The following is an 18,856-nucleotide window of genomic DNA, read 5'->3' as shown; positions in this document are numbered from 1 at the left end:
GCCTCACACGCGCACGACGGTCAAATGCAGCGGCTGCGCAGCCGGCAAAGGCCTGCCAATGCGGCGGCATGAACAGCCTGGCAATGCGCAGTAAGGGCGAGAAAGTTTGGAAATGGATTACGGTATCGATATCGCCGCATTGGACAGGGACGCGGCAAGGCCGGGCAGAGCGCCCGAAACTGGCGACGCGCAGCCGAAAACCGGCGCCGGCTCCGCAATCGCCGCGCACGGCCAGATCCTGACCGGCGCCGACTTCGCCCGGGCAGGTCAGCCCGGCGAGCGGCTCGATGCGGTCTTCGAACAACTCGCCGAAACATTCGCCACCCTGCCGGCGGTGATCTCCGAAGGACGTGTCTGGACCTATCAGGAGCTCGACAGGCGGGCCAACCAGTTCGCCCGCCTGCTTGTCAAGCGCGGCGTGCGGCCGGGTGACCGGGTCGGACTTATTCTCGACCGCTCGGCGGAAACCTATGTCGCCTTGCTCGCCGTGGTGAAGGCAGGCGCGGCTTTCGTGCCGCTGGCCACCGCCTTTCCGCAAGAGCGCATGGCGCTGATCATCGAGGACGCCAACGTCAGCCTGGTCGTGACCATCGCCACCTATGCATCGCGGGCCGACCAGTTGCCGGTTCCGCATGTGCTGATCGACAGCGCCGCCGCCGAGATCTCCAAACAGTCCGACGCCCCGCTGAAGCCCCACAAGGCGCCGGCCCCCGCTGCAGTCGAAGACATCTGCTACATCCTCTACACGTCGGGGACGACCGGCAGGCCGAAGGGCGTGGCCATCCGCCACCAGAGCTTTGTCAACTTCATCCGCGTCGCCGCCGCATCCTACGGCTACCGGCCGGGCGATCGCGTCTACCAGGGCATGACGATTGCCTTCGACTTTTCCTCCGAAGAGATCTGGGTGCCGTTCGTCGCCGGCGCGACCGTGGTGCCCGCACCCGGCCAGATGCCGCTCGTCGGCGAGGAACTCGCCGATTTCCTGCGTCTTCATGACATCACCTGCATGGCCTGCAGCCCGACGCTGCTGTCGTCGATGACATCGGATGTGCCCAACCTGCGCACGCTCCTGGTCGGCGGCGAGGCCTGCCCGCACAATCTGGTGGTGCGCTGGTCGAAGCCGGGGCGGCAGATCCTCAACACCTACGGCCCGACCGAAGCGACCGTCACGGCGACTATGGGCGCGCTGACGCCGGAAAAGCCCGTCACCATCGGTGCGCCGCTGCCCACCTATTCCATCGTCATTCTCGACGCTTCGCTGCCGGAGCTCGCCGAGCCTGGCGAACTGGGCGAGATCGGCATCGCCGGCATCGGGCTCGCGGTCGGGTATCTCAACAGGCAAGACCTGACCGAACAGAAGTTCATCCCCGATTTCCTCGGCCTGCCGAACAACCCGTCGAAGCGCATCTACCGCACGGGCGACCTTGGTCGGATCAACGCCGATGGCGAGATCGAATATGCCGGGCGTATCGATACCCAGGTGAAGATCCGCGGCTACCGCATCGAGCTCGGTGAGATCGAGGCGGTGCTGCTCGACCAGCCTGAGATCGCGCAGGCCGCCGTCACCACCTGGGAGATCGAGCCCGGGCGTGTCGAGCTCGTTGCCTACTACGCAGCCAAGGCCGGAGCGTCGGCGCTCTCGCGCGCCGATCTCGCCCAGACGATGAAGCGGCGCCTGCCGGACTACATGGTGCCATCCTATCTGGAGGAACTGCCGGCAATCCCGATGACGGTGTCGAACAAGGTCGACCTTCGCCAGCTGCCGAAGCCGACAAGCACCAGGCTTTCGGCCGACCGCGCCATGGTTGCGCCCGGCAATGACGACGAAATTTTCCTGGCCGACGCGCTGGCCGCGGTGCTGAAATTCGACGCGGTGTCGGTCGAGGACAATTTCTTCGACGATCTCGGCGCCAACTCGCTGCTGATGGCGCATTTCTGCGCCCGTGTGCGCACCCGCAAGGAATGGGCGACGACGTCCATGCGCGACATCTATCTCTATCCGACGGTCGCGCGCCTGGCCAAGCATCTGAGCGTGGCGGAAGAGATGACGACGGCCACCAATGAGCCTGTCCTCACCCGCCAGGCCTCGAATCTTGCCTACTGGAGCTGCGGCGCGGGCCAGCTTTCGTTCTACCTTGCCTACAGCTATGCCGCGCTGTGGGTCCTCGACCATGGCCTCGACTGGGTCTACGACGCACTCGACGAACCGCTGCAGCTTTATATCAGGTGCGTGGCGCTGTCGGCCGGCGTGTTCTTCGGCATGTCCGGCTTTGCCGTGGCCGCGAAATGGCTGCTCATCGGCCGCTGGAAGGCCGAGGCGTTCCCCATCTGGGGATGGCGCTACTATCGCTTCTGGGTCGTCAAGACGCTGATCCGCTCGGCGCCCGTCGTGCTGTTCCGCGGCAGCCCGCTCTACAGCATCTATCTGCAGCTTCTCGGCACCAAGCTCGGGCACAACGCCGTCATCGAATCCAAATCCGTGCCCGTCTGCACGGATCTCATTTCGATCGGCGCCAACACGATCCTGCGCAAGGAATCGATGGTCCTCGGCTATCGGGCCCAGGCCGGCTATATCCACACCGGGCCGCTGAGCATCGGTCGCGATGCCTTCGTCGGCGTCGGTTCGACGCTCGACATCGACACCTCGATCGGCGACGGCGGCCAGCTCGGCCATTCGTCCTCGCTGCAGCGCGGGCAGAGCATTCCCGACGGCGAGCACTGGCATGGATCGCCGGCCGTGCCGACCACGGCCGACTATTGCAAGGTGCGCACCGCGAACCCCTACGAGGTCCGGCGCTTCCTCTACGAGGCCGTTCAGCTGTTCCTGCTGTTCGCTGTCATCACCCCGCTGCCGCTCCTGTTCCACAGCTATTGGGAATATGTCGGCGACGACTATCAGGAGACGATCGGTCTTGTCGCCATCGGCACCACGGTCACGCTTTTCGGCTATATCGCCGTGGCCTTTTTCGCCGCCACGGTCCTGCCGCGCGTTTTCAGCCTGATCCTGAAGCCGGGCCGCACCTATACGCTCTATGGCTTCCGCTACTGGCTGCAGACCGTGTCCGAATTCTCCAGCAATTCGCGTGTGCTGGGGCTGCTGTTCGGCGACAGCTCGGCCATCGTCCACTACATGCGCGCCATCGGCTGGAACCTCAACAAGGTGGTGCAGACCGGCTCCAATTTCGGCTCGAACCAGCAGCACGACAACCCGCTTCTGTGCGAGATCGGCACCGAGACCATGGTGTCGGACGGCCTGTACATGATCAATGTGCACAAGTCCGCCTCGGCGTTCCGGCTGGAGCCGACCCGCATTGGCGAGCGCAACTATCTCGGCAACAACATCTACTATCCGCCGGATGGCCGCACGGGCGACAACGTCCTGCTCGGCACCAAGGTGATGATCCCCATCGACGGCCCGCTGCGCGAGAATGTCGGCCTGCTTGGTTCGCCTGCCTTTGAAATCCCGCGCATGGTCAACCGCGACAAGGAACTCATCGCCGGCGTCGACGAGGCCGACCGGCGCCAGCGTATCCCGTTCAAGAACCGCCACAATCTGGTGACGATCCTTCTGTTCATGGCGACGCAATGGGTCATGCTGTTCGCCACGCTGGCGATCTGGGACCGGGCGCTGAACTACTACACCGAATGGAACGAGGTCGCCCTCTTCGTCGCCGTGCTCCTGACTTCGGCGATCACCATTCCGTTCTACATCTTCGTCGAGCGGGCAAGCCTTGGTTTCGGCCGGCTGAAGCCGCGGATGACGACGATCTACGATGTCGACTTCTGGCGCCACGAACGTCACTGGAAGCTGGCGGATTCGCCGATCGTGCGCCTGTTCGCCGGCACGCCGTTCCGGCCGATGATCCTGCGCCTGCTGGGCGTCAAGGTCGGCAAGCGGGTCTATGATGGCGGCAGCAACCTCACCGAACGCTCGCTGGTCGAGATCGGCGATGACGTCACGCTCAACGAGGGCTGCGTCATCCAGGCCCATTCGTTGGAAGAAGGTGCGTTCAAGTCGGACTTCATCCGCATCGGTAACGGTTGCACGCTCGGGCCTTCCGCCTTTATCCATTACGGCGTCGTCATGGGCCGGGGATCGGTGGTCGATACGGACTCCTTCGTGATGAAGGGCGAAGAGCTGGAGCCCAACTCGATCTGGCGCGGCAACCCGGCCAAGCTGCACCGATTCGTCGAGCCGATCGTGGAGGATGGCTCCAGAGCGTCATCCTGACGCCCGATAGCATCGGAGGTCACGTGGCAGAGCGATCCGGAAGCACCATAGACATCCGGATCGCCCCAGTGACCCCGGCCAACAGCACTTTGGTCACCGCACTGCAGTTGGCTCCGGAGCAGATGAATTTCGTCGCAAGCAATGCGGACTCGCTGCGCGAAGCCAGATCCGACAGGGACGCGCGGCCGCGCGTCATCATGGCCGGGGATCGTGTCGTCGGGTTCCTGATGTACGAGGCGCCGCACGACGACGACGAGGCGCGGATCTACCGCCTCATGATCGACCGCGCCTGGCAGGGCAGAGGCTACGGCAAGGCCGCGTTGCGTGAAGTGCTCAAGGAAATCGCCGGGCTCGGCCACATCGGCCACGTCTCCATCTGCTATGAACCGGAGAATGAAGCAGCGCGCCAGCTCTATCGCACTGCCGGTTTCGTCGAAGAAGGGCTCGACGAGGATGGCGAAATGATCGCCGACCTCGTCCTGCCGAGGGATGGCCGTTGACGCGGTCGCCCGAAGACGCGTTGACCGAGGCGATGGCGGCAATCGCGCCCCGAGGTGTCCGGACGGGATGCAGGGTGATAGGCGACGCGGACGAGGCCCTTCTGCTCCCGGAGGAAGCGCGTTCCATCCCCGCGCGCCAGCCGGCCATGCGGCGTGCCAGCGGAGCGGCCCGCTGGATCGCACACCGGCTGCTGGCCGATATCGGCATCAAGGACGTCGCCATCCCGCGCGCGCCATCCGGTGCTCCGGTCTGGCCAGCCGGGATAATTGGTTCGCTCGCCCATGACGACGACATGGCCGTGGCGGCGGTCGCGCAAATTGCCGATATCAGCTCGCTCGGCATCGACGTCGAGCCCGCGCTGCCCCTGCCCGATGATATTTTCGCGCTCGTTGCAATCGCCGCGGATCGGATGGACACAGCCGACCAGTCTCTTGCCGGCCGTATCCTGTTTGCCGCCAAGGAGGCGGTCTACAAGGCCGTCTATCCGCTGGACCGCCAGGTGCTGGGCTATGAGGATATCTCCGTCGACCTCAGGGCGGGCCGCGCGACGACAACGACAGGCCGCAGCGCCAGCCTCGTCTACTGCATTGCCCCGCGCGTGGTGGTGCTGGCGTTTGTCGGTAGTAGCGCACCACCCTATTCGCCCACGATCTCCCGATAGTCCCGCACCGCGCCATCCAGCCCGCGTATCCGCCAGCTGTCCCCGTCACGCCCCTCGACAGGACACGGCCCGAGCGGCACCTTGCCGCCGCCTTCCGGCAGGTCGAGCACATAGACGGGGTTGCAGATGCCCGACAGCCGCGCCCTGAGCGCTTCCACCAGCGCCTGACCTTGCGCGATCGTGGTGCGCCGATGCGCCATGCCGCGCGCCAGATCGCCATGGTGCAGGTAATAGGGTTTCACCCCGAGCCGGTACATCAGCTCGCGGCAGAGTTCTTCCAGCACCTCGACCGTATCGTTGACGCCTTTCAGCAGAACGCTCTGGTTGAGCAGCACGAAGCCCGCCTGCCGCATCGTCCGGCAGGCTGTTTCGGTGGCATCGGTGATCTCGCGCGCGTGGTTGAAATGGGTGACGACCGTGACCATCAGCCGGCCCTGCAAGGCCTTGACCAGCCCTGATGTGATGCGCGACGGCAGCACCACCGGCACGCGCGTGTGGATGCGCAGCAACCGCACATGCGGGATGGCCTCGATGCGCGCGAAGATTTCGGCGAGCGCCTTGTCGGGCAGCGACAGCGGGTCGCCGCCGGTCAGGATCACCTCGCGGATCTCGGGATGATCCGCGATATAGGCCAGCGCCGGCTCCAGCGCCTCGCGGGTATAGCCACGACCGATCGAGGTCAGCGATTCCTTGCGGAAGCAGAACCGGCAATAGACCGCGCATTGATAGGTCGGGAACAGCAGCACCCGGTCGGCATGGCGATGCGTCAGCCGGGGCACCGGGCTGAAGTCGTGGTCGGCGATCGGATCGCCAAGCTCGCCCTCCGTTTCCACCAGTTCGCCCGGTGACGGGATGACCTGCGCGCGGATCGGATCGGCGGGGTCGTTCCAGTCGATCAGGTCGAGATAGGCTTTTGGCGCACGCACTTTGTGGAGCGCGGTGGCAGCTTGTGCCGCTGCGCGCTCGGCCGGCGACAGCGGCAGGCGGTCGAGATCGCGCACATGGCGCACGCCCTGGCGGATATCGTCCTGCCAGGCAGTGTCGGGAGCCTCGTCGGGAGGGGCTCGAAGTTTGGTGTCTGAAGTCATCGGTATTCTCGGGGGTCACGTGCCTGGTGCGGACCTATCGGGCGGAAGCCGGTTTCCGTCAACAGCCGCGCTTGCTGCACATTGTCTCGCTGCGACATCAGGACAAGGCCCGTCTCCATCTCGGGCTTTGCCCGAACCGCGGCGCCGGGGCGAGAAAGCCAAGCCTTGGATGGTCCGCGCCGCCCCCACCCCGCTGCTTCGCAGCGACTTGCCAGGGCGAGCCGCGGGTCTCGCCCGTCCTTCGGACCCCCACAAGGGGGAGGGTAAGGACGCGCCTTGTCCGCCATGCGACAGTGCTATTGTGGAGGTACGGAAAAGCGCGCTCCCCACCTCCCCCTTGTGGGGAGGTCGGACCGAAGGTCCGGGCGGGGGTCCTGGCGCAAACCTTTCAGTATCCGGGTTCCTTGCCCGCAATATTGCCTACGCTCTCTTCCCGCCCACCAACCCCAGCCGCAACAGGCTCTCGGCCGTGGCGACGATTGCCTCTTCGGCCGGGCGCGGCGTCCAGCCGAGCAGGCGCGTTGCCTTTTCGCTGGTGGCGTCCATCATCACGCCGAGATGCCTGGCCAGCATCTTCGTCGTCGGATCGCCGCGCAGCGCCAGCAGGCGGATCACCCAGTTGGGGATTTCGCGGCGCGGCACCTTGGCCGCTGCGGCGCCCATCCGCCGCCGCAGCACTTTTGCAACTTCGGCCATCCACAGGCTGTGGCCCGAAATGCCGATGAAGCGCTCGCCCTTGGCCGCGGGACTGGTCATCGCCAGCAAGTGCAGATCGGCAAGGTCGCGCACGTCGACATAGCCGGAATTGACTTTGGGACAGCCGGGCATGCCGTCCATCAGCCGCTTGATCAGCCCGATCGAATGCGAGAAGTCGGCAGCGAGAACCGGGCCCAACACGGCGACCGGATTGACGACGGAGAGTTCGAGGCCACCGCCCTCGCGGGCGATGAAATCCCAGGCCGCGCGCTCCGACAGTGTCTTCGATTTCTGGTAGGGCGCGACAGCGCCGCTGAGGTCTGTCCAGTCCGTCTCGTTGAAGGGCCTGGTCTGCGGCGCATGACCCATGGCGATGGCACCGATCGCCGAGGTCAGCACCACGCGTTTCACGCCCGCATCGCGCGCGGCCTTGAGCACCCGCAGCACGCCGTCGACGGCCGGCCTTACCCAGTCTTCCTCGCGCGTCTGGCTGCCGGAGGGCGTCGGCGAGGCACCATGCATGACATAGGCGCAGCCGGCGACCGCCTCTGCCCAGCCGGCGTCCGCAGTCAGGTCGGCGGCGACGAAGGACAGCCGATCGCCGGGCTCGGCGCCGCCTTCCCTCAGCATCGCACGCACCTCGGCTTCGCGCTTGAGTGAGCGCACTGTCGTGCGCACGCGGTAGCCGGCGTCGAGCAGCTTGAGGATGCAATGCGATGCGATGAAGCCTGAGCCGCCGGTCACCAGCACCAATTCGTCGTTCATGTCGGTCTCCTCTGTCGTCGCCGCTCGCGACGACGCTTGATCGACCATCAGCTATGCGCCCGCACCCGGATTGTGAATGCTTGAAAATCCGCATAAATTGCGCGAGAGTACGAAATGACCGGCGACCCCTTCTCCGACATCCTCAAATTCACCAGCGCGCAAACCATGGTGACGGGCGGCTTCACCGCCGGCGGTCCCTGGGCGTTGCGCTTTCCGGCGCCCGAGAAGATAAAATTCTTCGCCGTGGTGAAGGGCAGTTGCTGGATCCGCCTCGAGGGTGAGGACGAGCCGGTGCGTGCGCTAACGGGAGACGTGCTGCTGCTTGCTTCGCGGCGTTCCTTCATCCTCGCCAGCGACCTGTCCGTCCCGCCGTTGGACGCTATGGCGGTGTTCTCAGGCTGCAAAATCGCGCAGCTCGGCGACGGCAGGGATTTCGTCCATATTGGCGGCCATGTCCTGCTCGACCAGGCGAGCGGGCGGCTGCTGGCGGATGTCTTGCCGCCATGGATCCACATCCAGGCTTCGTCGCCGCAAGCGACGATCCTGCGCTGGATCCTCGACCAACTGGTGCGCGAGCAGGCGGATGGCCAGCCGGGCGCAAGCCTTGCCTCGGCGCAGCTGGCGCAGTTGCTGTTCATCCAGGTGTTGCGGGCGCATCTGCAGACATCGGAGCTGATGCCCGCCGGCTGGCTGCGCGCGCTCGCCGATCCGCGCCTGGCGCCGGCGCTGCGGCTGATGCATGGCGACCCCGGCCGCGACTGGCATCTGGAGGATCTCGCCAGGGCCGCCGCCATGTCGCGCACCAGCTTTGCCTTCCATTTCAGGCAAACCGCCGGCGTCGCGCCGCTGACCTATTTGACGCAATGGCGCATGCATCTGGCCGAGCGCGCTCTGCGCGAGGAAGATACCCCGGTGGCGGTGCTTGCCCGCTCGCTCGGCTATACCTCCGAAAGCGCCTTCAGCAACGCCTTCAAGCGCGCCACCGGCACCGCGCCCAAGCGGTATCGGACCGCAGGGAAAGCCGAGCGGTCGGAGGGTACGGAGGCTCAGTCGCTGAGCATGGTGTCCTGAAACTTCGCGACGAGCCAAGCCTTGCAGCGCCGCGCTGACCCCCACCCCGCTGCTTCGCAGCGACTTGCCGGGGCGAGCCACGGGTCTCGCCCGTCCTTCGGACCCCCACAAGGGAGAGGGTGAGGAAGTGCCTTATCCACCCATGCGACGGAGCTCTTCTAGAGGCGCAGAAAGGCTGAGCCCCCTTACCTCCCCCTTGTGGGGAGGTCGGACCGTAGGTCCGGGTGGGGGTGCTGGCGCAAATCTTTCAGGACCTGCGCGTCACACGGCCGGCACCAAGCACAAGCGAGAGGTGGACAGCTCGGAGCGGCTACTCCTTTGCGCGATAGGCTTCCGGTATGACGAAAACCTCGTCGGCGCGGCCGTAGCCGCCGTCAGCGATCTCTTCCACCAGCACCATCGTGGTGGGGCGCGCGACCTCACCGAAGAAGTCGACGAAGATGGCTGTGATCCGATGGATGAGGTCTTCCTTCTGCGCCTTGGAGAGTGCGGCCTGCGGTACTTTTATGTTGGCGAACGGCATGGTCGTATTCCTTCTCTGAGATTGGATTTCAGGCTTTGGGATGGAGCAGGTCGGCAAGGCCGATCCGTTCCATGAGTTGCGCCCGCACGCGGTCGGCAACGCCGTTGACGATGGCAGCGCCATCGTCGGAAGGGTCGATGTGGACACGAAACGGGCGGCTGCCGTGCGGCATGGCGACGAGCGCGACGATTGCATCGGCGACCTCGGCCGGATCGGCATCCGCGGGTTCAAGAGACGCCAGTCCCTTTAGCGCCTGCTGATCGGCACCGGCATACGGACCCGACCAATAAGCGCCGGCACGCTCCGTGTCGGCGGGTGCCGCAGCATGATGAAAATGCTCCGTGCCTTTGGTGAAGGCGCCCGGCACGACGATCGTCGTTTCGATGCCGAAGCGGGCGAGCTCCAGCGCATAGCTCTGCGCCAGCGCGTCCATGCCTGCCTTGGCGGCGAAGTAAGGCGCCAGGAACGGCGGCGTGCCGCCGCGCGTGCTGCTCGAACCGACCCAGATCATCTGGCCCCGGCCGAGAGACCGCATATGCGGCAGGGCGGCGCGATTGACGCGCTGCGTGCCGACGACATTGACGTCGTAGAGCTGTGCCAGCTGTTCGGGCGAGAACGCCTCGGCCGGTCCGAACCCCATATGCCCGGCATTGTGGATCAGCACGTCGAGCTGGCCGGCCTCAGTGACGATCTGCTGAATCGCCGCTTGCGCCGAGGCGTCGGAGGTGACGTCGAGCGCAATGGTCTTCAGCGCCACGCCCTCGTCACGGGCGAAGTTTTCCATCGCGGCTACCGCAGCACTACGTGCCGAGGGGTCGCGCATCGAGGCATAGACCGTGTGGCCGGCCCTTGCGAGCGCCCGCGCCGTCATCGCGCCAAAACCGCTGGAGGCGCCGGTGATCAGGATTGTCTGTTTCATCATTGCCCCCTTCAGATCACGCCGCCATTGGCGCGGATGATTTGTCCGTTGACCCAGCCACTGTCCGGGCCGGCGAGGAATGAGACCACGCCGGCAATGTCGTCGGGCTGGCCGAGCCGGCCGAGCGGGATCATCTTGGCCGTAGCCTCGATCTGCGCCTCGCTCTTGCCGTCCGTGAACAGGGCGGTCTCGACCGGTCCGGGTGCCACCGCATTGACGGTGACGCGGCGCGCGCCAAGCTCCTTGGCCAGGATATGCGTCATTGCCTCGACCGCCGCCTTGGTGGCGGCATAGATGCCGTAGCCCGGCTGGTAGAGGCCGACGACACTGCTCGAAAAATTGACGATGCGGCCGCCATCCCTGAGGCGTTTTGCGCCTTCGCGCATGCCACGGAACACGCCTCCGAGATTGATGGCGATCTGCGTGTCGAAGGAGGCGTCGTCAGTCCCGGCGATCGGCGACAGCTTCATGATGCCGGCATTGTTGACCAGGATGTCGACGCCGCCGAACGCCTTCTCGCCGGCGTCGAACAGCGCGGCGATGCCGGCCGGGTCGGCGATATCGGCCTGCACGGCGATCGCCTTGCCGCCTTCGGCTGCGATCGCGCCGACGACCGCTTCGGCCTCGGCGTGGCCCCGTGCATAGTTGACGACGACGGCAATGCCGTCGCGGGCGAGCCGCCGTGCGATCGCCGCACCAATGCCCTTGGAGGCGCCAGTCACGATCGCGGTTCTGATTTGGCCACCCGTACTTGTTTGATTGGATGTCATGGAAGTCTCTCCGTTGTTGGTGACACGGATATAGGCCAAGCCAACTTCCCGGATAATCAGCCGCCTCTTGACATCACTATTCGGAAACTGCGAACAAAGGTGATGGATCGCCTGGACACGATGCGGCTCTTCGTTCGCGTGCTCGAGCGGCGCAGTTTTACCGCTGCCGCCGCCGACCTCGGCCTGCCGCGCTCAACCGCGACGGAGGCGATCCGCCGGCTCGAAGAACATCTCGGCGCCCGCCTGCTGGAGCGGACGACGCGGCAGGTGAACGCCACGCAGGACGGCGAGGCCTATTACCGGCGCTGCCTGTCGATCCTGGCCGAGATCGAGGATGCCGAGGCCGCCTTCCGCAAGGCCGAGCCCTTCGGCCTGCTGCGCATCGACGCCAGCACGCTGCTCACCCGCACCTTCCTGCTGCCGCGCCTGCCTGAATTCCTCGCCCGCTTTCCCCGCATCGACCTGCAGATCGGCCAGAGCGACCGGCTGGTCGATCTCGTGCGCGAGGGCGTCGACTGCGTGATCCGCGTCGGTGAGCCGCCTGACAGCGGCATGATCATGCGGCGGCTGGCCATGATCCGCGAGATGACCTGCGCCAGCCCCGCCTATCTCTCTCGCCATGGCATACCCGCCTCCCCCGACGCGCTCGACGGCCATCAGGCCATTGGCTTCGTTTCGTCGCGTACCGGCGAGGTGTTGCCCTTCGAATTCACCGTCAACGGCAAGATGCGCGAGGTCCGGTTGCCGGGCCGCGTCGCCGCCAACAATTCCGACACCGCCGCCGATCTGGCGCGGCTCGGCCTCGGCCTCATCCAGGCGCCACGCTATCGCTTCGAGAAGGACCTCGCCGACGGCACGCTGGTCGAAGTGCTGGCCGACTACCCGCCCTCGCCGACGCCGCTGTCGGCGCTCTACCCGCAGAACCGCCAGCTCTCGCCGCGCCTGCGCGTCTTCCTCGACTGGGCCGCGCACATCTTCGCCGAGGCGAACCTTTAGGGATGCGGCCATCGATCCGTTGCTCACAATGGGCACCTCGCCGCCATCGACCCCATCACCAACGAAACCGTAGGTATTGAAGCAAAATGGCTCTATTCTGCGCGGTCTGGGGTCTTGGGATACGCGGATGGATTTCAGCACAGGCCACGGCTACCTCCTCATCGGCGGCCTCATCCTGGTCGGCGCCGGGCTGCTCATCCTGTCGCTGATCGTCAATCTTCGCGTCGCCCACAGCGTGCGCACCGACGTGCGCCATCGCGAAAAGCTGCTCGAATATTATCGCAACATCTTTTCACAGCTGGGCGTGATCCTGATCGGCATCGGCGTGTCGCTGTTCATCTTCTTCTTCCAGCAGAACTATCAGGACCAGCGCAGGCGCGAGACGGAGCTGCAGCAGGTCCTGGCCAAGCTCGCCGCGCGCATCGCCCGCGGCGCGCCTGTCATGCAGTCGCTGGAAGAATTCGACGAGCTCTTGGATGAAGGCGGGCCCTATCTCGATCCCCATCTCGGCGGCAAGAACACCGCCGTCAGCCTCCAGGGAACAGAGCTCGGCAAACAGGCGGCCAGGATCCTGCTGGTCGAGCGCGACGTCGATCTCGCGGACTTCGAGGTGCTGAACCTGTCGCGCGATTTCGAATCCTCTTTCGTCGTCAACGAGCTCGATTCCAGGCTGTGGTTCGACATCGTGCGCGACGAGAGCGAGATCAAATACGCCACGACCCAGCTCGCCCTCGACTACAAGGACCTGCGAGACACGATCGGCGGCAATCCGGCAGAGGCAGTGGTCGCCGACCCTGAAAAGGAGCGCCGGGTCAAGCAGGAGGTGCTCGACATCTTCTACGATGCCGATCTGCTGCGCCAGCGCTCCAGGCGGCATCTGGCCCGCGCCTGCTGGCTGTTCAGCCAAGGGCGCGGCTTCGTCGGCGCGGCCCCGGTCGATGCGATCGAGGCCGATGCCAGGTCGCAACAGGAATGGCTCGACCGGTCGAAACCGGTGTTGTCGCAGTCGAGGTCGGGCGGCGGCGACTGCTTCAAACTGCTCCAGTTCAACCCCGCGTCCTGAGGAGGACATGACATGCAGGCAGTGCCGATAGCGCATCAAGCCGCGCGACCCGCGGTCGGCCCCGTATCCTCCGTGACCGGCTATCCGGCCGCCGTCCTGTGCTGGCTGCTTTCGGCTGGTGTCTATATCGCGGCCAAATGGGTGGCGCCTGAAATGCCGCCCTGGGGTCTCTGCTTCTGGCGGCTGACGCTTGCCTGCGCCATCCTGCTGCCGATTGTGCACCGTCATCACGACGCGATGATCGGGCTTCTGCGGACGCGCGCGGTGGAGGTCGTCGCCGTGGGCGCGATCGGCCTCACGCTATGCCAGGGTATGATCTACCATGGCCTCAACCACACCGACGCCACCACGGCCGGCATCATCATGGCGCTGTCGCCTGTCATGACGATGGTGCTCGCCCGTTTCGTGCTTGGCGAGCCGCTCGGGCTGTGGAAGTCGCTTGGCGCGCTGGCTGCGCTTGCCGGGATGATTTTCATCGTTGCCCACGGGAACCTGACGGCGCTGCTGCAACTCAAGGTCAACGCCGGCGAGCTGTGGATCGTCGGCAGCGCGTTCTGCTGGGGCCTCTACACCGTGCTTTTGCGCCGTGCCAAATTCGGCATCGAACTCCTGCCGATGGTCGTGCTGCTGCTCGGCGCCGGTGCGCTGGTCGCCTTGCCTTTGCATTTGTGGGAATTGTTCAACGACGAACGCTCCGCCATGAACGTCGACAGCATTCTGGCGCTCGCCTATCTGGCAGGTCCCGGCGGCGCCTTGATGTACTATCTCTACAACAAAAGCGTGGAAACGCTGGGCGCCAGCCGGGCAAGCATGCTGCTCTACCTGCAGACGGTGTTCGTGGCCATTCTCGCCTATCTGCTGCTTGGCGAGGGCTTGCACGATTACGATCTGGTCGGCGCGGCCTTCATCGTCGCCGGCATCGTGCTGGCCACCGTGGTCAAACCCAGATCAGCTCAACCACGCGTGGCGTAGAAATTTTGCAAGTGCGGCACAAGACGTGCGGCCGGCCGCCGCTTGTTGCCCCCGTCAGCCCCTAGTCACCCACCCGCCGCAGCGTGCCGAGATGATTGTCGTCGAGGAAGCCTATGGTCATGGCCGATGCCTTGCCGTCGGGGCCGACGACGAAGCTCACGCCGGTTGGCCTGTCCGGTGTCTCGGCATCGGGGAAGGTCAGGAAGAGATCGCCGTCGAAATGCGTCAGTGAGTAGGACCGGGCGCCGGCCGGGCCGACCTTGAGCACAAGGCTGTCTCCCGCGCTCGCCACGACAGCATCGCCGATGAAGTCGTTGGTGTAGCGGCCGGCATAGGCACCGGCCGGTGCGGCCGGCCTTGCCGGAGACGAAGGCACGGCATAGGTGGCCTTGGCCGCCTCGACCACCGGCCCGAACATGCCGCTGTAGATGCCGTCCCACGCCTTGATCCAGTCCTTCTCGACCAAACCCTCGAAAACGAGATCGGCAAAACTGTCGGACAGCCCCTCCGGCACGCCTGTCGGGAAGGCGTTGGCGAGGATGACGATGCCAAGCTTCTCCTCTGGGAAGACCGTCACCAGCGTGCGTGCGCCGACGCTGAAGGCACCCGCATGGCCCCAGCTCAGGCCATGCCGGCCGAACTCGACATTCCAGCCGAGGCCGTAGAACGATGCACCGCCCGAGACAGGGTTCTTGCCTCGCGTCATCAGCGGCACATGCGTCTGATCCAGCGCATCTGCGGCAATCACCGTCTTGCCGGCGTAGACGCCATTGCCGAGGATGAGGCGCACCCATTGCGACAGATCGCGTGCGGTGGAACTGACGCCGCCAGCGGGCGCCTGCGCATCCGGATCGCGCTTGATCTTCGCGGCCCAGGCGCCATCGACCATAACATGCAGGGCCGCGCGATCGGTGTGCTTGACGAAATCGGCGAGACGCGAACTGGTCGAGGCCATGCCAAGCGGACGATAGAGCTTCTCCTCGGCGACCTCCTCCCAGGATTTGCCGGTCGGCTTCGCGGCCGCGACAGCACCCTCGGTCAGTCCGAAATTGCTATAGGAATAGCCGGCGCGAAAGCTCGACGATGGCGGCACGAACCGCAGCCGATGCAGGATCTCGGCGCGGTCGTAGCCAATGTCCTCAAGGTCGTCACCGGCGGTGCCCGGAAGCCCGCTGCGGTGCGAAAACAGGTCGCGGACGGTGAGTTGGCTAGTCGGATAGGGATCGGCCAGCCGGAAGGCCGGATCGAGGTCGGCGATCTTCGAATCCCAGGACACGGTCCCGTCGCTGACCAGCGCCGCCACCACGGTGGCCGAGACCGGCTTGGAAAGCGAGGCGATCTGGAACACCGTGTCCGGATCGACGGTTTCCGGCTTGCCGGCCTCGCGATGGCCGAAACCTTTCAGGAAGACCACCTCATCGTCATGCACCACCGCGATGGCGAGACCGGGAACGGCACCGTCCTTGACCGTGGCTTCGGCGAGCGCTTCGAGCTTCGGCAGCGCGGCGGCGATGCGATCGGCCGTGATGGTGTCGGCAGGCGCCGCCTGCGGCCAAAGCGCCAGGACGGCGATGAAGGTCCAGAGTCGCCAATGGCAGAGGTTCCGATCCAGCCGCACGCCCGAGCCTCCTCTCCTGCATTCACCCGGCCATGATACAGGCCGGTGCGGACGAGGCCAATGCCTGCCCCCACCTTCGTCGCAATCGACCATCACAACGATTTCAGGCAATCTGACAGATGATGGCGCTCCATGGGGAGATGGGCGCCGCCAGGGAGGACTGACATGACCGGCTTGCCGCGCTACGAAGACGCCGTTGCGGCCTTTCGCATCGAGGATGAGATCGCCAGGCTCGATGGCGATCCGGCGACCGGCATCAACGCCTATGTCGAATGCTGCGGCCGCCACACCGGTGAGAACCGGCTGGCGCTGCGCGCGATCTCGGCCGGCGGCGAACTGCGCGAATTCAGCTTCGAAGATCTCGCTGATATGTCGGGCCGCGTCGCCAACCTGCTCAAGGAGGTGGGTGTCGGTCCCGGCGATGTCGTCGCCGGCATGCTGCCGCGCATCCCCGAACTCATTGCGCTCATCCTCGGCACCTGGCGCATCGGCGCCGTCTACCAGCCGCTGTTCACCGCTTTCGGCCCAAAGGCCATTGAACACCGGTTGGGCTACAGCGGGGCCAAGCTGGTGGTGACCAATCCGGCCAATCGCGGCAAGCTCGACGAGATCGAGACCTGCCCGCCGATCGCCACCATCCTCGGTCCCGGCGATGCCTTGCCCCAAGGCGACATCGATTTCCGCGCCGCCCTCGCCGCCGCTTCCCCCGATTGCGAACCCGTCATGCGCAAGGGTGATGACCTGTTCATGATGATGTCGACGTCAGGCACGACGGGCCTGCCCAAGGGCGTGCCGGTGCCGCTCAGTGCGCTGCTCGCCTTTGGCGCCTATATGCGCGACGCCATCGGGCTGCGCCCCGACGACGTCTTCTGGAACATCGCCGACCCAGGCTGGGCCTACGGCCTCTATTACGCCATCACGGGCCCGTTGCTGCTCGGCATCGCCACCACCTTCAACGAGGGCGCCTTCACCGCCAAGAGCACCTATGACGTCATCGAGCGGCTCGGCGTCACCAGCCTTGCCGGCTCGCCCACCGCCTTCCGCCTGTTGCTCGCCGAAGGACCTGAAGCCGCCGCCCGTATAAAAGGCCGGCTGCGCGTCGTCAGCAGCGCCGGCGAGCCGCTCAACCCGGAAGTGATCCGCTGGTTCGACGCCCACCTCAATGCGCCGATCCACGACCATTACGGCCAGACCGAGAACGGCATGATGGTCAACAACCACCATGGCCTGGCGCATACCGTACGCGCGGGCTCCGCCGGCTTCGCCATGCCGGGCTACCGCATGGTTGTGTTGGACGATGAAGGCCGCGAACTCGGCCCCAACCAGCCCGGCATCCTCGCCGTCGACATCGCCAACTCGCCGCTGCGCTGGTTCGCCGGCTATCACCAGGAGCAGACGCCGGCGATCGCGGGCGGCTACTACCGCACCGGCGACACGGTCGAATACGAGCCGGATGGCTCGGTCTCCTTCATCGGCCGCGCCGACGATGTCATCACCTCATCCGGCTACCGCATCGGCCCCTTCGACGTCGAAAGCGCGCTCATCGAACATCCCGCCGTCAACGAGGCCGCGGTGGTCGGTGTGCCCGACCCGCAGCGCACCGAAATCGTCAAGGCCTTCGTCATCCTGTCGCCCGCCTACCAGGGCAGCCCCGAGCTTGCCGAGGAACTGGCGCAGCATGTCCGCAAACGGCTCTCGGCCCACGCCTATCCGCGCGAGATCGACTTCGTGGCGGAGCTGCCGAAGACGCCGAGCGGCAAGATCCAGCGGTTCCTGCTGAGGAAGGCGGAGGTGGAGAAGCGGAAGAGCTGAGAGGGCCCCACCCGCAATCAGACCGCGAACTTCAGCCGAGGCGCGCACGAAACAAGGTGGTGCCATCCGTCAGGCGCGACCTCGATATATCCCGCAATCCAGCCTCGGTCATCCACGCCCGATACTGACCTTCCGTGTAGGATTCGCCGTGGCGATAGAGGTTCAGGAAGGTGAGGTTGAGAAAGACACCCTCGGGCGGGCCGAGGCGGTCGTTATCGACGACACCCCACCCCGCGATTGCGATCTCGCCTCCAGGGTTGAGGCAACGCGCCGCGTTCAGGATCGAACGGCGTGCCTGGTCCGGCGGAAGCACCTGGACGACGGCCTTCAGGATCGCCAGATCGTGCCGGCCGATCGATGGCGCGACAGTTATGTCCCCCTCTTCAACAGTCACGTCGCTGGCACCGTATTCTGCCAGGATCGAAGGCGCGACCGCTGCGACCGTTGGCAGTTCCATCAGCGTTGCCGCAATCCGCGGCCGCTGCTCGCGAAGCCCGACGAGAATGGTCCCGGCGCCGCCGCCGATATCGATCACCGAACCGACCGCCGAGAGGTCCAACTCGCGGGCCAGATGCCGGCCGAAAATCACCCCGCCCGGTGCGAGCATGCGGCTGAAGGCCGCCGCGGACTCAGGCCCCGCTTCAGAAAAGTCGTGCAGCGCGGCCGGCCGGTTCTGCCGCAGCGAGTCCGCGGTCAAAAGGTCGGCTCCCCAGAGTTCGCGCAGCAGCGCATGATCGCCGCCGCGATAGGTCGGCTTGGACGCGTCGAGGAAGGCAGACGCTTCGGCTCCGTTGCGAAATTGACCGCCCGTGACTTCGAGGAGGCCGATGCTGGCGAGTGCGTAGAGCAGCCGCGACAGACGATCGGGATCGACTTTGAGCGCGGCCCCGAGGCTGTCGGCAGTCGCGGCATCGTCACCGAGCCGGGTGAAGACGCCAAGGTCCAGCCCGGCTCGAAGCGCCAAGGCGGAGGGTACCGCTGCGATCAGCCTGTCGATCCGATCAGAATCCGCCATGTCAGGTCCCCTTGCGCGATCCAGGACCGACTTCGCGGCTCCCATAAGATTAGAACCTCCGTTCTCCGGAAAGTGAAGACAAAATCATTGTTTCGAGTGGCCGACACGATGCGGTAACGGATACGGCTGACAAAGCTGAACCAACGTCGGCTTCG

At 65.5% G+C, this 18,856-nt stretch carries 15 protein-coding genes; 8 read left to right on the top strand and 7 right to left on the bottom strand.

The window, feature by feature from the left end; translation table 11 throughout:
- Positions 1-112: 112 nt before the first annotated feature.
- The 3 genes from JN279_RS16335 (at position 113) to JN279_RS16325 (ending at position 5,393) form a co-directional block, all read left to right on the top strand.
- Entirely contained in the window at positions 113-4,231 is a 4,119-nt protein-coding gene (locus JN279_RS16335) for a Pls/PosA family non-ribosomal peptide synthetase (protein WP_202353350.1), read from the top strand.
- 68 nt (positions 4,232-4,299) lie between these two features.
- Complete coding sequence (locus JN279_RS16330; RefSeq protein WP_202353349.1) at positions 4,300-4,731, top strand: GNAT family N-acetyltransferase; 432 nt, start codon at positions 4,300-4,302, stop codon at positions 4,729-4,731.
- A gap of 32 nt (positions 4,732-4,763) precedes the next feature.
- Positions 4,764-5,393, top strand: coding sequence for a 4'-phosphopantetheinyl transferase family protein (locus tag JN279_RS16325; protein ID WP_202353744.1), 630 nt, complete (start codon positions 4,764-4,766; stop codon positions 5,391-5,393).
- Here the strand turns inward: JN279_RS16325 and JN279_RS16320 are convergent.
- Positions 5,369-6,481 (bottom strand): KamA family radical SAM protein, encoded by a 1,113-nt coding sequence (locus JN279_RS16320; protein ID WP_202353348.1) that lies wholly within the window; start codon positions 6,479-6,481, stop codon positions 5,369-5,371. The genes JN279_RS16325 and JN279_RS16320 overlap by 25 nt on opposite strands.
- Before the next feature lie 420 nt (positions 6,482-6,901).
- On the bottom strand, positions 6,902-7,942 hold the full coding sequence (locus tag JN279_RS16315; protein WP_202353347.1) for an SDR family oxidoreductase: 1,041 nt from the start codon (positions 7,940-7,942) through the stop codon (positions 6,902-6,904).
- Between the two features lie 114 nt (positions 7,943-8,056).
- On the opposite strand from JN279_RS16315, the gene JN279_RS16310 reads away from it, so the two are divergent.
- On the top strand, positions 8,057-9,013 hold the full coding sequence (locus JN279_RS16310; protein WP_202353346.1) for an AraC family transcriptional regulator: 957 nt from the start codon (positions 8,057-8,059) through the stop codon (positions 9,011-9,013).
- 310 nt (positions 9,014-9,323) lie between these two features.
- Here JN279_RS16310 and JN279_RS16305 read toward each other — a convergent pair whose 3' ends face one another.
- Genes JN279_RS16305 through JN279_RS16295 form a run of 3 tightly spaced genes read right to left on the bottom strand, consistent with a single transcriptional unit; the run spans position 9,324 to position 11,225 of the window.
- The gene (locus tag JN279_RS16305) at positions 9,324-9,536 is read right to left on the bottom strand and encodes a tautomerase family protein (RefSeq protein ID WP_096448205.1); all 213 of its coding nucleotides are present in this window, start codon (positions 9,534-9,536) and stop codon (positions 9,324-9,326) included.
- 28 nt (positions 9,537-9,564) lie between these two features.
- On the bottom strand, positions 9,565-10,458 hold the full coding sequence (locus tag JN279_RS16300) for an SDR family oxidoreductase (protein ID WP_096448206.1): 894 nt from the start codon (positions 10,456-10,458) through the stop codon (positions 9,565-9,567).
- 8 nt (positions 10,459-10,466) lie between these two features.
- Complete coding sequence (locus JN279_RS16295; RefSeq protein ID WP_096457573.1) at positions 10,467-11,225, bottom strand: SDR family oxidoreductase; 759 nt, start codon at positions 11,223-11,225, stop codon at positions 10,467-10,469.
- 102 nt (positions 11,226-11,327) lie between these two features.
- Between JN279_RS16295 and JN279_RS16290 the strand changes: the two genes are divergently transcribed.
- From JN279_RS16290 to JN279_RS16280, 3 genes are all read left to right on the top strand, one after another.
- Positions 11,328-12,221, top strand: coding sequence for a LysR family transcriptional regulator (locus JN279_RS16290; RefSeq protein WP_096448208.1), 894 nt, complete (start codon positions 11,328-11,330; stop codon positions 12,219-12,221).
- 127 nt (positions 12,222-12,348) lie between these two features.
- Entirely contained in the window at positions 12,349-13,284 is a 936-nt protein-coding gene (locus tag JN279_RS16285) for a hypothetical protein (protein ID WP_096448210.1), read from the top strand.
- 12 nt (positions 13,285-13,296) lie between these two features.
- Complete coding sequence (locus tag JN279_RS16280) at positions 13,297-14,256, top strand: DMT family transporter (RefSeq protein ID WP_096448212.1); 960 nt, start codon at positions 13,297-13,299, stop codon at positions 14,254-14,256.
- A 61-nt stretch (positions 14,257-14,317) separates the two neighbouring features.
- Here JN279_RS16280 and JN279_RS16275 read toward each other — a convergent pair whose 3' ends face one another.
- Positions 14,318-15,874, bottom strand: a complete 1,557-nt coding sequence (locus tag JN279_RS16275; RefSeq protein WP_096448214.1) for a serine hydrolase — start codon at positions 15,872-15,874, stop codon at positions 14,318-14,320.
- Between the two features lie 165 nt (positions 15,875-16,039).
- Here JN279_RS16275 and JN279_RS16270 point away from each other — a divergent pair, with 165 nt between their 5' ends.
- Positions 16,040-17,686, top strand: a complete 1,647-nt coding sequence (locus JN279_RS16270) for an acyl-CoA synthetase (RefSeq protein WP_202353345.1) — start codon at positions 16,040-16,042, stop codon at positions 17,684-17,686.
- A 31-nt stretch (positions 17,687-17,717) separates the two neighbouring features.
- Here JN279_RS16270 and JN279_RS16265 read toward each other — a convergent pair whose 3' ends face one another.
- The gene (locus JN279_RS16265; protein WP_202353344.1) at positions 17,718-18,701 is read right to left on the bottom strand and encodes a methyltransferase; all 984 of its coding nucleotides are present in this window, start codon (positions 18,699-18,701) and stop codon (positions 17,718-17,720) included.
- Between the last annotated feature and the right edge of the window lie 155 nt (positions 18,702-18,856).

This window comes from Mesorhizobium sp. 113-1-2 (assembly GCF_016756475.1).
GTDB classification, from domain to species: Bacteria; Pseudomonadota; Alphaproteobacteria; order Rhizobiales; family Rhizobiaceae; genus Mesorhizobium; species Mesorhizobium loti_C.
Note: the sequence above shows the minus strand (reverse complement) of the source record. Positions and strands in the feature narration are given on the sequence as shown.

Bases quoted from the DNA above. Each gene is read 5' to 3' on its own strand.
- JN279_RS16335 (WP_202353350.1), top strand. From the start codon at position 113: ATGGATTACGGTATCGATATCGCCGCATTGGACAGGGACGCGGCAAGG.
- JN279_RS16325 (WP_202353744.1), top strand. From the start codon at position 4,764: ATGGCGGCAATCGCGCCCCGAGGTGTCCGGACGGGATGCAGGGTGATA.
- JN279_RS16320 (WP_202353348.1), bottom strand. From the start codon at position 6,481: ATGACTTCAGACACCAAACTTCGAGCCCCTCCCGACGAGGCTCCCGAC.
- JN279_RS16315 (WP_202353347.1), bottom strand. From the start codon at position 7,942: ATGAACGACGAATTGGTGCTGGTGACCGGCGGCTCAGGCTTCATCGCA.
- JN279_RS16310 (WP_202353346.1), top strand. From the start codon at position 8,057: ATGACCGGCGACCCCTTCTCCGACATCCTCAAATTCACCAGCGCGCAA.
- JN279_RS16305 (WP_096448205.1), bottom strand. From the start codon at position 9,536: ATGCCGTTCGCCAACATAAAAGTACCGCAGGCCGCACTCTCCAAGGCG.
- JN279_RS16300 (WP_096448206.1), bottom strand. From the start codon at position 10,458: ATGATGAAACAGACAATCCTGATCACCGGCGCCTCCAGCGGTTTTGGC.
- JN279_RS16295 (WP_096457573.1), bottom strand. From the start codon at position 11,225: ATGACATCCAATCAAACAAGTACGGGTGGCCAAATCAGAACCGCGATC.
- JN279_RS16290 (WP_096448208.1), top strand. From the start codon at position 11,328: ATGGATCGCCTGGACACGATGCGGCTCTTCGTTCGCGTGCTCGAGCGG.
- JN279_RS16285 (WP_096448210.1), top strand. From the start codon at position 12,349: ATGGATTTCAGCACAGGCCACGGCTACCTCCTCATCGGCGGCCTCATC.
- JN279_RS16280 (WP_096448212.1), top strand. From the start codon at position 13,297: ATGCAGGCAGTGCCGATAGCGCATCAAGCCGCGCGACCCGCGGTCGGC.
- JN279_RS16270 (WP_202353345.1), top strand. From the start codon at position 16,040: ATGACCGGCTTGCCGCGCTACGAAGACGCCGTTGCGGCCTTTCGCATC.
- JN279_RS16265 (WP_202353344.1), bottom strand. From the start codon at position 18,701: ATGGCGGATTCTGATCGGATCGACAGGCTGATCGCAGCGGTACCCTCC.